The organism is Micromonospora sp. DT231 (assembly GCF_049847025.1).
Classification (GTDB): Bacteria; Actinomycetota; Actinomycetes; order Mycobacteriales; family Micromonosporaceae; genus Micromonospora.
Genome location: NZ_JBNCNO010000020.1, coordinates 60,165 through 73,752, shown reverse-complemented (window position 1 = coordinate 73,752; position 13,588 = coordinate 60,165). Strand labels below are relative to the sequence as shown.

The following is a 13,588-nucleotide window of genomic DNA, read 5'->3' as shown; positions in this document are numbered from 1 at the left end:
CCGCTCCCCCGGCCGGTCGGTGCCCCGCTGCCCCGGTCCCGGGCGGCGGGGCTGGTTCAGGGCAGCAGGTCGCGCACGACCGCGTCGGCGAGCAGCCGCCCGCGCAGGGTGAGCACCGCCCGACCGGCCGCGTACTCGTCGGCGGCCAGCAGGCCACCGGCGAGGGCCCGCTCGGCGCCCGCCCGGCCGGTGGCGTCGAGCACCGCCAGCGGCAGGCCACTGGCGAGCCGCAGCCGGAGCATCACGTCCTCCATGTGCGCCTCGTCGGCGGTAAGCACCTCGCGGGCCAGGCCGGGAGACGCGCCCGCGGCCAACCGCTTGGCATACGCCGAGGGGTGCTTGACGTTCCACCAGCGCACCCCGCCGACGTGGCTGTGCGCCCCGGGCCCCAGCCCCCACCAGTCCGCACCGGTCCAGTAGAGCAGGTTGTGCCGGCACCGGGCGTCGTCGGTGCGGGCCCAGTTGGAGACCTCGTACCAGGAGAGCCCGGCCGCGTCGAGCGCGGCTTCCGCGGCCAGGTAGCGGTCCGCGGCCACGTCGTCACTCGGGTACGCCAGTTCGCCGCGCCTCATCCGGGCGGCGAGCCGGGTGCCGTCCTCCACGATCAGGGCGTACGCGCTGACGTGGTCGACCCCGGCGGCCACGACCTGCTCCAGCGAGGCGGCGAAGTCCTCGGGCCGCTCCCCCGGGGTCCCGTAGATCAGGTCCAGGTTGACGTGCTCGAACCCGGCGTCGCGCGCCTCCAGGGCGGCGGCGGTGGCCCGGCCGGCGCTGTGGGTGCGGTCCAGGATCGCCAGCACCCCCGGTGAGGCGGACTGCATGCCCAGCGAGATCCGGGTGTAGCCGGCCGACCGCAGCAGCTTCAACGATTCCGGGGTGACCGACTCGGGGTTGGCCTCGGTGGTCACCTCGGCGTCGGCGGCCAGCCCCCAGGTGCGGTCGATGCCGTCGAGGATGCGGGCCAGGTCGTCGGCGGGGAGCAGGGTGGGCGTGCCGCCGCCGACGAAGACGGTGTCGACCCGGGGCGGCGGGTTGTCGCCGAGCACCCGGGCGGCGAGTGCCAGCTCGGCCAGCACGGTGTCGGCGTACCCCTCGCGGCTGGCGCCACCGCCCAGCTCGGACGCCGTGTAGGTGTTGAAGTCGCAGTAGCCGCAGCGGCTGGCGCAGAACGGCACGTGCACGTACACGCCGAAGCCGCGCGCGCCGACCGCCGCGGTGGCGGTGGCGGGCAGCGATCCGTCGACGGGGACGGTCTCACCATCTGGAAGGAGGCCGGGCATGGCCACTAGTGTGCCCGGCATGACCTCTCCCGACGTCCTCGTGCGGGTCGCCACGGCCCGCGGGGTGACCACGCTCACCCTGGACAGCCCGCACAACCGCAACGCGCTCTCCACCGGCCTGATGACCCAGTTGCTGGCCGGGCTGGGCGACGCGGTCGCCGACGAGACGGTCCGGGCGATCGTGCTGGACCACACCGGCCCGGTCTTCTGCTCGGGCGCGGACCTGAAGGAGACGGCCGCGGCGTACGCCACCGGCGCGGTGCCCGCCGGGATGCTCGGTGACGTGCTCGCGGCGCTGTGGGAGTGCCCGAAGCCGGTGCTGGCCCGGGTGGGCGGGCCGGCGCGGGCCGGTGGGCTGGGTCTGATCGCCGCCGCCGACCTGGCGGTCTGCGCCGACGAGGCGACGTTCGCGTTCACCGAGGTGCGGATCGGGGTGATCCCGGCGGTGATCTCGGCGACCGTGCTGCCCCGGCTGCACCCGCGCGCCGCCGCCGAGCTGTATCTGACCGGAGACACCTTCGACGGCCGGCGGGCGGCCGAGATCGGCCTGGTCACGGCAAGCGTGCCGGCGGACGGGCTGGACGACGCGGTGCGGCGCTACCGCGACTCGCTGGTACGTGGCGCGCCGGGCGCGTTGGCCGGGGCGAAGGAGTTGCTGCGCCGGCCGGGCACCGCCGAGCTGCGTGCCGACCTGGCCCGGCTGTCCGCCCTGTCGACCGGGTACTTCCTGTCCGACGAGGGACGCGAGGGGGTCACGGCCTTCCGGGAGAAACGACCTGCGGCCTGGGTGCCCACGCCTTGATCGACTCGATTTCGGTGATCTGGGGGCGTCGAGTGCCCCTGGATGCCGCGACTTTGCCGAAACCGAGTCGATCACGACGCTGATTCGCCGCGCACTGTTGTCTCCCGGCCGACGTGCCGGGACGCCGCCGGTGGGCTGCGGCGTCCCGGTGTCTCGGTCCGCTCACCAGGCGGTCGCGCCGCCGTCGACCGGGTAGTTCGCCCCGGTGATGTACGACGCCCGGTCGGAGGCCAGGAACACCACGAGCTCGGCCACCTCCTCGGGTTGAGCGAACCGCTTGAGCAGCGTCTTGCCGGTGATCGCGTCCCGAGCCGCCTGGTTGTCGCCCAGGTCGCGCTCACTTGCCGGGCTGATGATCGGCCCCGGGCTGACCGCCACCGCGCGGATCCCGTGCGGCGCGCCCTCGAGCGCGAGCTGTCGGGTCAGGCCGATGACGCCGGCGTTGGCGGCGGTGTGACCCACCATCGGGGGGACGTGACCGGCGATCATGCCGGCCATGGAGGCGGCGTTGATGATGACGCCGCCGCCCCGCTGGACCAGGTGCGGCCAGGCGAACTTCGACACGAAGTACGGAATGTCCAGTTCACCGGTGATGGTGTAGCGCCAGTCCTCGACCGAGAAGTCAGGCATCGGGCCGAAGCGGAGCGCGGCCGCGTTGTTGTAGACCACGTCGAGCCCGCCGTAGGCCGCGGCAGCGTCCTCGACGAACGTCCGCACCTGCTCCGGATCGGCGAGGTCGACAGGCGCGATGCCGGTCATCTCACCGCCGGCGGCTCGGACGAGTTCGACAGTCTCGTCGTTGCCGGCGACCTGGATGTCGGCCCCGACGACCTTCGCGCCTTCCCGCGCGAAGATCTGCGCGGCGACGCGTCCCAGACCGCCGCCGGTGCCGGTGATCAGCACAACCCTGCCGTCGAGCGTTCCCATGGAACTCCTCCTTGCTCCGTGGCCCCGGGCCGGTGGCGTACCACCGGGCGGGCCAGCGATTGACATGTCAACCGTAGTAACTCCTTGACCGGTCAACCACTTCCCGGTCCGGCCGAGGCGGTGACCCGCACGACAGGCCGGCGACCCGAGATGCCGGGCGCACACCAGCCAGCCGGCGACAACCGGCACCACACGCCTTGGATCCTCGTTGAGCCAGGGTGGGCGGGAGAGCGATACGGGCAGGTGAGACCGCGCCCGCAGCGGGAATGCCTCGATCGGTTCACGTCGGCGGAGCCGACCCGAACCGGGACGGAGTCGCCGAGCCAGCCCCGAACCCGCTCGGACGACCCGTTGAGCGCGAGAGGGACGTACGCTTGGCGGACTTGTCGATCTGGGGGTGTGGGTGCGAACTCGGGCAGCCGTAGCGGGTGGAGTGGTCCTCATCCTCGTCGCCGTGATCGCGATCTGGCTCGTCGTACGGCAGGTCGGAGGCGGTCTCCAACTGCCGTTGGCGGCACGCAAGTGCACCGTGCGGGCCGACGGCCGGGTCGCCCTGGACGCCGACCAGATGGCAAACGCGGCGACCATCGCGGCGATCGGCGCCCAGCGCGGCATGCCCGAGCGGGCCGTGGTGGTCGCGCTGGCCACGGCGTACCAGGAGTCCGGGCTGCGCAACCTCGCCGACGGCGACCGCGACTCGGTCGGCCTGTTCCAGCAGCGGCCGAGTCAGGGCTGGGGCACCTCGGCGCAGATCCGCGACCCGCGCTACGCGGCCAACCGGTTCTACGCGGCGCTCAAGAAGGTCCGCGGCTGGGAGAAGATGCGCGTCACCGACGCCGCCCAGCGGGTGCAGCGCTCGGCCTTTCCGGAGGCCTACCAGAAGTGGGCCAACGACTCCGAGGTGCTCAGCCGGGCACTGATGGGCGACGCCACCGGCGCGGTCGCCTGCACGGTGGGGCGCACCCCGGTGATGCATGGCGCGGCGGCGGCCGCGCAGCTCACCCGCAACCTCGTGCTGGACTGGGGGTTGAAGGGCCTCGACCCGAACGACCCGACCGGCCTGACGGTGACTCCGGGCGATCAGCGGGACGGCTGGCGGTACGCGCACTGGCTGGTCTCCCACGCCCAGGACCACGGGGTGAAGCGGGTCAGCTTCGGCGACCTGGAGTGGACCGCCCGGGGCGGCACCTGGGTCCGGGTGGACGGCAGGCAGAAATCCGCCGGCCGGGTGGTGGCCGAGGTGTTCGACGAGGGCTGACCGGCCCCGGATCTCTTAACCGGCAGTCACCGCACAATCGGACAAAAACCCGTAAAGATCTCTACCGATCACGGAAATCTCACTTAACGCAACCCTCCCGCTGCGAGGGGTTCCACCCGGGGCCCCACGCGCAACATGCCCTCCCCGACGGCTTGGCCATCGCGTTACGATCGGCGGCCTGTGCCAGAAAAGGTTTCACCTCATGGGGAGGGGTACGACACGGTGTTCGATTACGGCGACCGGACCGGTTACGAACCGATCAGCGACACTGACCGCAAGGAGTTCCACGAGCAGGGCTTCCTCCTGCTGCGCAACGTCCTGACGGAGGACCACCGGGCGGCGCTGGAGGCGGCTGTCGACCGCGTCTACGCGGAGGAGCAGGCCAAGGGCACCACCAAGAAGGACGGCACCCTGCACCTGCTGGGCTTCCTGGAGCGCGACGAGCTCTTCGGCGAGCTGCTCACCCACCCGATCGCCTTCCCGTACATGTGGGGGCTGGCCGGCTGGAACATCTACACCCACCACAACCACCTGGACGTCACCCCGCCGGCCGCCGAGCCGGAGAAGCCGTACTGGGGTTGGCACCAGGACGGGTACCGGCAGAACTCCGACCCGGAGACGATGGACCCCAACCTGCCCCGGCCGATGTTCTCGCTGAAGGTCGCGTACGTGCTGTCGGATCTCTCCGAGACCGGCCGTGGCGCCACCAAGGTCATCCCGGGCAGCCACCTGAAGAACTCGCTGCCCCGGCCTGCGGACCTCACCGTCCAGAACCCCGACCCGGAGGGCACGGTGGAGATCACCGCCAACCCGGGCGACGCCTTCATCTTCGACCGCCGGCAGTGGCACTCGCGCTCGACGAACCTGTCGACGATCACCCGTAAGATGCTCTTTGTCGGCTACACCTACCGGTGGATCCGTCCGCTGGACGAGCTGCACCCCGACGTGAACGGCGAGTGGTACCGCAACCGCACCCCCGTGCAGCGCCAGCTGATCGGTGAGGGCACCCACACCGCCAACTACTGGGGCATCAACTGGGACGGGTACGTCGACGACGAGATCCCGCTGCGCAAGGAGCTCAAGGAGCGCGGCCTGCTCGACCGCAACATCCCCTGGCTCCGCTGATCTCTCGCTCGTAGAACGGCCCTCTGCCACCGCCGCACCATGGCAGAGGGCCGTTTCGCGTCTGCGGGGGCCCGATCACCCGGGCCGAGCCCGTTCCCGACCACCGGAGACCGCACTGTCGGTAGCGTGGCGGGTGCGCAGGTCGGGGCGCCCCCGCCGGAGGGCGCGGGTGGCACGGGAGGCAGTCGCAGTGACGTCCGCTCCGCTTCCCCGGATTCTCCGCCGCCGGGGCGAGCCGGCCTATCCGACCTTCCTGGAGCTCTTCTTCGACCTGGTCTACATCTTCATGTTCTCCCGGCTGGCCGCCAGCCTGGCCGCCGACCTCACCGTTCGCGGTGCGCTGCAGACCGCCGTCCTCCTGCTGGCCGCCTGGTGGGTCTGGGTGCTCACCGCGTGGCTCACCGACCTGTTCGACCCCCGGCTGCCGATCATCCAGGCGACCGCCCTGCTGGTCATGCTCGGCACCCTGCTGATGGCGATCGCCACGCCGTACGCCTTCGGCCGGTACGGGTGGCTCTTCGTCGCCGCGTACTTCGGCATCCACCTGGTCCGCGACGCCGTCCTGATCCCCGGCACCCGGGTGAACCGCCCGATCCAGGCCAGGAGCATCCGGGTCTTCTTCTGGTTCGGCATCACGGTGGCGCCCTGGGTGGCCGGCGTGTTCGTGGACGAGACGCCCCGACTGGTGCTCTGGTCGATCGCGGCGGCGGTGGACCTCGGCTCGGCCCGGTTCGGCTGGCCGACGCCCCGGCTGGGACGTACCGAACTCGCCAGCCAGATCTTCACCGGCATGCACCTCACCGAGCGGCACCGGGCGATCTTCATCGTGGCGCTCGGCGAGTTGATCCTGAGCACCGGGATGGGGCTGGCCGACAGCGGGTTCACGGCCGGCCCGGTGGCCACCTGCGCGGTCGCGTTCGTCAGCGCGGTCCTGCTGTTCCAGCTCTACTTCCAGCGGGTCCAGCGGATCCTGGCCCCACCCAGCGTCACGACCGTGGAGCGGGTCCGCCCCGGCACCTCCACCTCGTACAGCCACCTGGTGATGGTGGCTGGGGTGGTGTTGGTCTCGACAGGCACGACACTCGTCATCGACCGGCCGTTCGGTCCCGCCTCGGTCGAGGTCATGGCCGCCGCCCTCGGCGGACCGGCCCTGTTCCTGCTCGGCACCGTCCTGTTCGACGCCGTGGTGACCGGCCGGACCCTCTGGTCCCGGGTGCTGGCGATCGCGGTGCTGTGCGCCCTGCTGGCGCCCGCCACACTCCTGCTCCCGCCCCTGACCGCCCTGGTGCTGGCGAACCTGGTCCTGCTGCTCACCCTGGTCGGGGAAGGGCTGGCCGCGCGGAACCGCCCGGTCCGGCCCGCCGGGCCAGGATGAGGCGAGGCGTGGTCACCGCAGCATCGGCGGTGCCGGCGCACGCGCGTGTCGCCGGGTACTCACCAGGTTCGCCACGGCGATCAGTAGCAGCACCGTCATGGCGAGCAGCGCGACCGTGACCGGCGGCAGCAGAGGCGTGGTCGGCGCCAGGCACGCCAGCAGCACCACACCGGCCAGCCGGGACCGGGAGATCCGTCCGAACACGGTGAAGTCGAGGACGCCCCGGCCGAGCAGGTACAGCGCGGGGCTGCCGAGGATGACCGCCGCCCACGAGGGCGGGGTGTCGCCCAACGGGCGGCTCACGACGAGGTGGCTGGTGACCGCCGCGCCGACGATCCCGGCCACCATGATCAGATGGGTGGCCGCCGCGGACTGGGTGAGCAGCGCCGGGTTCGTCGACCGGGCGATCGCGTCGGTCAGCAGCTCACCGGCGCGGTAGATGTAGATCCGCCACATCAACACGACGGTGGTGAACACCACGAGCAGTGCCCAACCGCGCTCCATGGTGTACGCGCTGGTGCTGAAGGTCGTTCCGGTTACGAAGATCGAGACACCGAGCGCGACGATGACGAACTGCCGGTACCGCTCGGCCACCCGGGCGCCGACCAGCCGCCAGTCACGCGCCCGGGAGTGGCCGATCCCCGGCACCGGCCAGCCCAACGCCGCTGCGCCGTACTCGACGACGACGGTGAGCGCCCAGATCGCCAACTGCCCCGAACCGCCGACGAGCGCCCCACCGATCCAGCCGACGCCCGCGACGGCCTCCCAGATCTGGATCCGGATGCTGCGACGCGGCAGTCTCCCGGTCGAGACGACCAGGACGTGGTAGGCCGAGGTGCTCAGGTGGATGACCACGTACGTGGTGGCGAAGAGCAGCGCCCGATCGCCGTACGCGTCGGCCGCGAGCGCGGCCAACAGCAGACTGGCCGCCGCCACCCAGATGAACTGTCCCTGCCCGGACGGACGGGTCAGGTCGACGCTGTCCGCCCCCCAGACGGTCAGCGCCCAGATCATCGTGAACCCGAGCAGCAGCACCACCGTCTCGGCGAGGCCGGTCCAACTGAGGTTGTCGGCCAGGACGGTCGCCAGGGTGATCAGCGCGAAGACGTAGACGAGGTCGAAGAAGAGTTCCAGGAAGGCCGGACGCTCCAGGCCCGGATCGGGGGGTGCCGCCGCGGCACCGCTGTCCGTCGCCGTCGACATCGCGCTTCACCCGGCCCCCCGCCACACGCCCTCGGTGGGGACAATACGGGCAACCGTGCGCCGCCGGTCCCGTCCTCGGGTTCTTGCCGGCCGCCAGCTACCCCGACCCGAACCGCAGGGCCGCGTGTCGCCACGGCAGCACGCTCAACCGCGGGAGGCGAGGCGACGGCGGGCCTTCTCCCGGATCGGCTCCGGCAGGTCCTCCGCGTCGAGCAGCCGGGGCAGCAACTCCGGCTCCAGGCTGGTCGCGCGGAACACCTCGCCGATCGTCACACCGTGCGCGGGCCGCTCCACCACCTCGACCGGGTCACCCGGGCCGACCTCGCCCTCCCGCAGCACCCGCAGGTAGGCCCCGGGCAGCGCCCGCGCGGTGAACCGCTTGATCAGATCCGGTACGCCCCAGAACCCGGCGAATGTGGTGCAGGGCGTCCGGGGCTTGGTGACCTGGAGCAGGGTGGACCCGATCTGCCACTGCTCGCCGATCACCGCGCCGGTCACGTCGACCGCGTAGGTGGACAGGTTCTCCCCGAACCCACCGGGCCCGATGGTGCGGCCCAGCTCGGCCGCCCACCAGGCGGCGTCCTCCTCCGCGTAGGCGTAGACCGCCTGGTCGGGACCGCCGTGATGGGCTCGCTCGCCGACGAAGTCACCGACCACCCCGTCGACGCGGACCAGCACCGGGCCGTCCACCGGCCGCTTGTCGATGCCGCTGCGACCGCTCGCGTCGCCGGCCCACTGCGCCTCGGTCACGATGCCGAGGTTCACCGCTGCCACCCTGCCCGTCATGGCGTCAGCCTAACCGTGCGTCGATGCCCGGAAGCTTCACCTGTCCGCCAACGAGGAAAGTACTTTCCCGTTAGGCAAGAACGTGCTCTACTTGCCTAACAGGAAAGTGTTTGCCTCACTCTCAAGGAGCAGCAATGACCGACTCTGGCGTCACTCCCGCGTCGGCCGCCGACGCGCTCGCCGAGATCCACGCCCGCCGCGACCAGGTGGTCACCGCCACCCTCGTTCCCCACTGGTACTGGCCCGCGGTGGGCGGGCTCATCGTCGCCTTCACCGCGGCCGTGGAGACCCACCGGCCGTGGGTGGTCGCGGTCGGGTCGGTGGCGTACGCGATCGGTCTGGCCGCCGTCGTGGGCCGAGTCGTGGTGCGGCACCGGGCCCAGGTCCGCACGAGACTCATCGGCGTACACGGCGTGATCACCATCTCCGCGTACGCGCTCGTCCTGGTCGCGCTCGGCCTCGGCACCGGGTTCGCCGCCGAGGCGGCCGGCCTGCCCTGGCCGTCGACGATCGGCGCGGCCACCACCGCCGGTGCGATGACCGCCACCGGGCTGCCGCTGATGCGCTACCTTCGCCGGGTGATGACCACCCGACCGCTTGGCGGCGGCCGGTGAGCGCTCCCCGGTTCGACGAGCTGATCCACGCGCCGACCCGACTGTCCCTGGTGAGCCTGCTCGCGGCCACCGAGTGGGCGGAGTTCCGCTACCTACGCGAACAGCTCGGGCTCTCCGACTCGGCGCTGTCCAAGCAGCTCACCACGTTGGAACAGGTCGGCTACGTGGAGATCCGCAAGAGCTTCGTGGGCAAGCGCCCGCGTACCTCGGTGAGCCTGAGCAGAGCCGGCCGGGCGGCCTTCGACGGGCACGTGGCGGCGTTACAGGCGATCGTCGCCCGGTCCGGGCTCACCGTCCTGCCCGGCGGATGACCACCAGGCCCGGCGGTCGTCCCGCCGGGCCGGTCAGCCCTTGACGGCGCCGGCCACCAGACCGGAGACCATCCGCCGCTGCACCAGCAGGAAGAAGATGATGACCGGCAGGGTGAACAGGGTGGACGCGGCCATCACCGGACCCCAGTTGGTGTCGTCGCGCCCGAAGAAGAACGTCATCGCCACCGGCAGCGTGTAGCTGCCCTGGTCGTTGATGAACGTCAACGCGAAGATCAGCTCGTTCCACGCGGTGATGAACGAGAAGATGCTGGTGGCCACCAGGCCGGGCGCGACGAGCGGAAACAGGACCCGGCGGAAGATCTGGGCCCGGCTGGCGCCGTCGATGGCCGCCGCCTCCTCCAACTCCTTGGGCACCGCGGCGACGAAGCCGCGCAGCATCCAGACCGCGAACGGCAGCGAGAAACCGAGGTACGTGAGGATCAGGCTGGGCAGGGTGTTGTAGAGCCCCAGCCGCTGGATCATCAGGAACAGCGGGATGACGAGCGCCTCCAGCGGGATCATCTGCACCACCAGCAGCATGATCAGGAAGCTGGTCCGCAGCTTGAAGCGGAACCGCGCCACCGCGGTCGCCGCCAACAACGCGACCAGGCCACTGAGCACCACCGTGGAGACCGCGACAAGCGCGCTGTTGAGGAAGAAGTCGAAGAAGCTCACCCCGGGGATCAGGTTGCCGGTCAGGATCTCCCGGTAGTGCGCCAGCGTCGGGTGGGTCGGCACCGGCTGCGGGGTGGCCGAGAAGATCTCGTCGCTGGGCTTCAGCGACGTCGAGATCATCCAGTAGACCGGGAACGCCGCGAAGAGCGCGACAAGCAACCCGGCGGCGTTGAGGGCGACCTTCTTCACGACTCGTCCTCCTGCCTGAGCACCATCCGTACGTAGAAGCCGGTCACCACGAGCAGGATCAGCGTGAGGATCACCGCGATGGCCGCGCCGAGTCCGTACTTCGGCGGTGGGGAGAAGGCTTCGGCGTACGAGTAGATGGCGAGCATGAACGTCGGCCGGTCCTGGGTGCCGCCGGCCAGGACGAACTGCTGGGTGAACACCTTGAAGTCCCAGATGGTGGAGAGCACGATCAGGATCCCGAAGACCGGGCGCAGCAGCGGGAAGGTGATCTTCCAGAAGACCCGCCACGGGCTGGCGCCGTCGACCCGGGCCGCCTCGTGCAGCTCACTCGGCACGCTCTTGAGACCGGCGAGCACGCTCACCGCGATGAACGGGAACGAGTGCCAGACCACCACAAGGGTGAGGATGGCGAAGAAGAGCAGCGGCGAGTTGAACCAGCCGTAGCCGGTCCAGTCACTCCGACCGAACAGGCTGCTGGAGAGCCCGTCCGGCAGCGCGTTGAACAGCCACGTGACGAGGCCGCTCGTGTCGTCGAAGATCCACTTCCACACGATGGTGCCGGTCAGCGCCGGCGTGGCCCAGGCGAGCATCACGCAACTGGCCACAAAGGTCGCCATCTTGCGGCCGAGCCGGTTGAGCAGCAGCCCGACAAGCGTGCCGAGGACCATCGTGAGCAGCACGTTCGCCGCGGCGAAGAGGACCGTGTTGCGCAGCACGGTCAGGAAGAACGGGTCGGAGAGGATGTCGGCGTAGTTGCCCAACCCCACCCACGGCCACTCCCGGTCGCCGCGCAGTTGACGGACGCTGTTGAGCCGGTAGAAGGACATCACCACCACCTGGCCGAGTGGCCAGAGCAGCAGCACTCCGATGATCACCAGGGCGGGCAGGAGCAGCAGGTAGGGCAGGCGGTCCACCCGGCGACGCCGCCGCGCGGGGGTCTCCCGCGCGGCGGCCGTCTCCGGCACCTCGGTCAGCGTGGTCACTTGGCGTTGAGGATGCTTTCCATCTCACCGGCCGCGTCGGCGGTAGCCTTCTCGACCGTCTTCTGACCCTTCATGACCGAGCTGTTCATCGCCTGGGTCACCGTCTTCGTCCGGCTGACCTCCACCCACTTCGGGGTGAGCGGCGTGAGCTTGGTGTTCTGCATGGTGGTGGCGAACGCCGCCATCACCTTGTCCTTGGCGTACGTGTCACCGGCGACCAGATCCTGGTAGACCGGGAAGAAGCCGAGGCTGCTCGCGAAGCTCTGCGAGTTCTTCTTGTTCAGCAGCACGGTCAGGTAGTCCCAGGCCAGGTCCTGCCGCTCGCTGTCCTTCCAGATCGCCACGTCCGAGCCGCCCGCGAACCCGGGTGCCGCCTTGCCGTCCGGGCCGGGGATCGGGAACGTACCCCAGACCTTCTCGATCTCGGGGTTGTCCTTCTTGATGGCGTTCTGCTGCCAACTGCCGGCGAACGCCATCGCGGCCTTGCCGGTGGCGAACTGCGTACGCGCGTCGATCTCGTTCCAGCCCGCCGCGGCCGGCGGGGCCACCTTGTGCACGGTCACCAGGTCGGTCCAGAACTTGACGGCCCGCTGCGCCTCCGGCGTGGTGTAGCCGGACTTCCAGGTGCCGCCCTGGTTGCTGGCGATCTCGCCGCCGGCACCCCAGAGGAAGGAGTAGAACGGCAGCTCGGAGTTGCCCGGCAGGGCGATGCCGTAGGTGCCCTTCTTCTTCGCCTGCACGGCCTTCGCCACGGTGACCAGGTCGTCCCAGGTCTTCGGTGGCTGCACGCCGGCCTCGGCGAACCAGTCGGTGCGGTAGTAGATCGCGCGCACCCCCGCGTACCAGGGCACGCCGTACTGCTTGCCGTCGAGCTGGGCGTTGCGCACCAGGTCGGGCAGCAGGTCCTTGCCGTCGGCCCAGCCGCCCATCCGACCGCTGACGTCGGCGAGCGCCTCCTGGGCAGCCCACCCCTGGGTCTCGGTGTTGCCCAGCTCGGTGATGTCCGGCCCCTCGCCCCCGGCGAGCGCGGCCTGGAACTTCTTGGGCGCCTCGAGCCAGGGAATGTACTGCACCACCACGTCGGTGTCGGGGTGCTTCTGGCGGAACTCGGTCTCGACGGAATCGAGGAAGGCGTTCTGCGCGTCGCCGCCCTCGCCCATCATCCAGACCGTGAGCTTGCTGTCATCGGCCGCGTCCTCACCAGAACCCCCGCAGCCGGTCAGCACCATCGCGGCCGAGGCCACCATGGCGGTGACCGGGGCCAACCGCTTCCACCTGTTCACGCCACTTCTCCCCTCGCGCCGCCTGGAACTAACCTTCTCCGCCGCACCCTAGTACGGAGAATTCCTTTACGACAGTGGGCAGGACTGATCGAAGCGTGGCGACCGTATCGCAGCGGCCCGACGAACGACGCTCCGACATCGGGCCGAAGTAGGGCACATGGCACGAAAAAGCGCCCGGCTCTCGGCCGGGCGCTCCTTCAGTCGTGCTGTTCTACTGTGGTGCTGTCTCGCCAGGTGTTGCCAGGTCGTTATCGGGTGTGGTGCTGTCTCGCCAGGTGATGCCAGGTCGTTACCGGGTCACTCGGCGGCGGCCACCCACACCGGCCACCAGGGCGACCGCGATCGCGGCAACCACGACCTGCACCAGCAGCTCGGCCCAGTCGATACCGCTCGTCTCGGTCGCGATGCCAACGGCCCGCGCCAGCACCGTACCCAGCAGGGCCGCGCCGATACCGATCAGCAGGTGCAGCCAGATCGGCATGTTCTGCCGGCCCGGGACGACCAGGCGGCCGAGCGCGCCGACGATGAGACCAACAACGATCGCAGTGATGATGCCCCACACGGTGAGCTCCACGGCCACCCTCCTTCAAAGAATGTCTGACACACAAGGTGTGTGCTTCCTGTCGTGACCGCTAAGTGCCCGCCCCGCCGAAATCCCAAACCGACTTCGGCCACCAAACGATCACGGTTTGGCCGACACGAGCACGTTCCACCGACCGCCACGCACCAAGCCCACCGCCGCCACGCCACCGGGCCCACCGGGCCACCGGGCCCACC

The 13,588-nt window shown here is 70.5% G+C and carries 14 protein-coding genes; 6 read left to right on the top strand and 8 right to left on the bottom strand.

The window, feature by feature from the left end:
• Positions 1-56: 56 nt before the first annotated feature.
• Positions 57-1,280: a radical SAM family heme chaperone HemW gene (gene hemW / locus ACPXBU_RS33205; protein WP_425761228.1), complete on the bottom strand. Its 1,224-nt coding sequence runs from the start codon at positions 1,278-1,280 to the stop codon at positions 57-59.
• Positions 1,281-1,299: 19 nt separating this feature from the next.
• On the opposite strand from hemW, the gene ACPXBU_RS33200 reads away from it, so the two are divergent.
• Positions 1,300-2,082 (top strand): enoyl-CoA hydratase-related protein, encoded by a 783-nt coding sequence (locus ACPXBU_RS33200; RefSeq protein ID WP_425761203.1) that lies wholly within the window; start codon positions 1,300-1,302, stop codon positions 2,080-2,082.
• 162 nt (positions 2,083-2,244) lie between these two features.
• Here ACPXBU_RS33200 and ACPXBU_RS33195 read toward each other — a convergent pair whose 3' ends face one another.
• Entirely contained in the window at positions 2,245-3,009 is a 765-nt protein-coding gene (locus ACPXBU_RS33195; protein ID WP_425761202.1) for an SDR family NAD(P)-dependent oxidoreductase, read from the bottom strand.
• A gap of 397 nt (positions 3,010-3,406) precedes the next feature.
• Between ACPXBU_RS33195 and ACPXBU_RS33190 the strand changes: the two genes are divergently transcribed.
• From ACPXBU_RS33190 to ACPXBU_RS33180, 3 genes are all read left to right on the top strand, one after another.
• A complete protein-coding gene (locus tag ACPXBU_RS33190; protein WP_425761201.1) occupies positions 3,407-4,267 on the top strand; it encodes a hypothetical protein in 861 nt (286 codons plus the stop codon).
• A gap of 222 nt (positions 4,268-4,489) precedes the next feature.
• Positions 4,490-5,392 (top strand): phytanoyl-CoA dioxygenase family protein, encoded by a 903-nt coding sequence (locus ACPXBU_RS33185; RefSeq protein WP_091409805.1) that lies wholly within the window; start codon positions 4,490-4,492, stop codon positions 5,390-5,392.
• 190 nt (positions 5,393-5,582) lie between these two features.
• Positions 5,583-6,767 carry a low temperature requirement protein A gene (locus ACPXBU_RS33180; RefSeq protein WP_425761200.1) on the top strand — a complete coding sequence of 395 codons (1,185 nt, stop codon included), beginning with the start codon at positions 5,583-5,585 and terminating at the stop codon, positions 6,765-6,767.
• Between the two features lie 12 nt (positions 6,768-6,779).
• Here ACPXBU_RS33180 and ACPXBU_RS33175 read toward each other — a convergent pair whose 3' ends face one another.
• Both ACPXBU_RS33175 and ACPXBU_RS33170 read right to left on the bottom strand, forming a co-directional pair.
• Positions 6,780-7,970, bottom strand: a complete 1,191-nt coding sequence (locus tag ACPXBU_RS33175) for a low temperature requirement protein A (protein ID WP_425761199.1) — start codon at positions 7,968-7,970, stop codon at positions 6,780-6,782.
• A gap of 144 nt (positions 7,971-8,114) precedes the next feature.
• Entirely contained in the window at positions 8,115-8,756 is a 642-nt protein-coding gene (locus ACPXBU_RS33170) for an MOSC domain-containing protein (protein WP_425761198.1), read from the bottom strand.
• A 134-nt stretch (positions 8,757-8,890) separates the two neighbouring features.
• Here ACPXBU_RS33170 and ACPXBU_RS33165 point away from each other — a divergent pair, with 134 nt between their 5' ends.
• Both ACPXBU_RS33165 and ACPXBU_RS33160 read left to right on the top strand, forming a co-directional pair.
• Positions 8,891-9,370, top strand: coding sequence for a hypothetical protein (locus tag ACPXBU_RS33165; protein ID WP_393375555.1), 480 nt, complete (start codon positions 8,891-8,893; stop codon positions 9,368-9,370).
• On the top strand, positions 9,367-9,681 hold the full coding sequence (locus ACPXBU_RS33160) for a winged helix-turn-helix domain-containing protein (protein WP_425761197.1): 315 nt from the start codon (positions 9,367-9,369) through the stop codon (positions 9,679-9,681). The genes ACPXBU_RS33165 and ACPXBU_RS33160 overlap by 4 nt, the downstream gene beginning before the upstream one ends.
• A 33-nt stretch (positions 9,682-9,714) precedes the next feature.
• On the opposite strand, the gene ACPXBU_RS33155 is transcribed toward ACPXBU_RS33160, so the two are convergent.
• From ACPXBU_RS33155 to ACPXBU_RS33140, 4 genes are all read right to left on the bottom strand, one after another.
• Positions 9,715-10,545, bottom strand: a complete 831-nt coding sequence (locus tag ACPXBU_RS33155; RefSeq protein ID WP_393375560.1) for a carbohydrate ABC transporter permease — start codon at positions 10,543-10,545, stop codon at positions 9,715-9,717.
• Entirely contained in the window at positions 10,542-11,528 is a 987-nt protein-coding gene (locus tag ACPXBU_RS33150) for a carbohydrate ABC transporter permease (protein WP_393375561.1), read from the bottom strand. Before ACPXBU_RS33150 ends, ACPXBU_RS33155 begins: the two co-directional genes overlap by 4 nt.
• Entirely contained in the window at positions 11,525-12,811 is a 1,287-nt protein-coding gene (locus ACPXBU_RS33145; RefSeq protein WP_425761196.1) for a sugar ABC transporter substrate-binding protein, read from the bottom strand. Before ACPXBU_RS33145 ends, ACPXBU_RS33150 begins: the two co-directional genes overlap by 4 nt.
• Positions 12,812-13,100: 289 nt before the next feature.
• Positions 13,101-13,385: a GlsB/YeaQ/YmgE family stress response membrane protein gene (locus ACPXBU_RS33140; protein WP_355030868.1), complete on the bottom strand. Its 285-nt coding sequence runs from the start codon at positions 13,383-13,385 to the stop codon at positions 13,101-13,103.
• Between the last annotated feature and the right edge of the window lie 203 nt (positions 13,386-13,588).

Bases quoted from the DNA above. Each gene is read 5' to 3' on its own strand.
- hemW (WP_425761228.1), bottom strand. From the start codon at position 1,280: ATGCCCGGCCTCCTTCCAGATGGTGAGACCGTCCCCGTCGACGGATCG.
- ACPXBU_RS33200 (WP_425761203.1), top strand. From the start codon at position 1,300: ATGACCTCTCCCGACGTCCTCGTGCGGGTCGCCACGGCCCGCGGGGTG.
- ACPXBU_RS33195 (WP_425761202.1), bottom strand. From the start codon at position 3,009: ATGGGAACGCTCGACGGCAGGGTTGTGCTGATCACCGGCACCGGCGGC.
- ACPXBU_RS33175 (WP_425761199.1), bottom strand. From the start codon at position 7,970: ATGTCGACGGCGACGGACAGCGGTGCCGCGGCGGCACCCCCCGATCCG.
- ACPXBU_RS33170 (WP_425761198.1), bottom strand. From the start codon at position 8,756: ATGACGGGCAGGGTGGCAGCGGTGAACCTCGGCATCGTGACCGAGGCG.
- ACPXBU_RS33165 (WP_393375555.1), top strand. From the start codon at position 8,891: ATGACCGACTCTGGCGTCACTCCCGCGTCGGCCGCCGACGCGCTCGCC.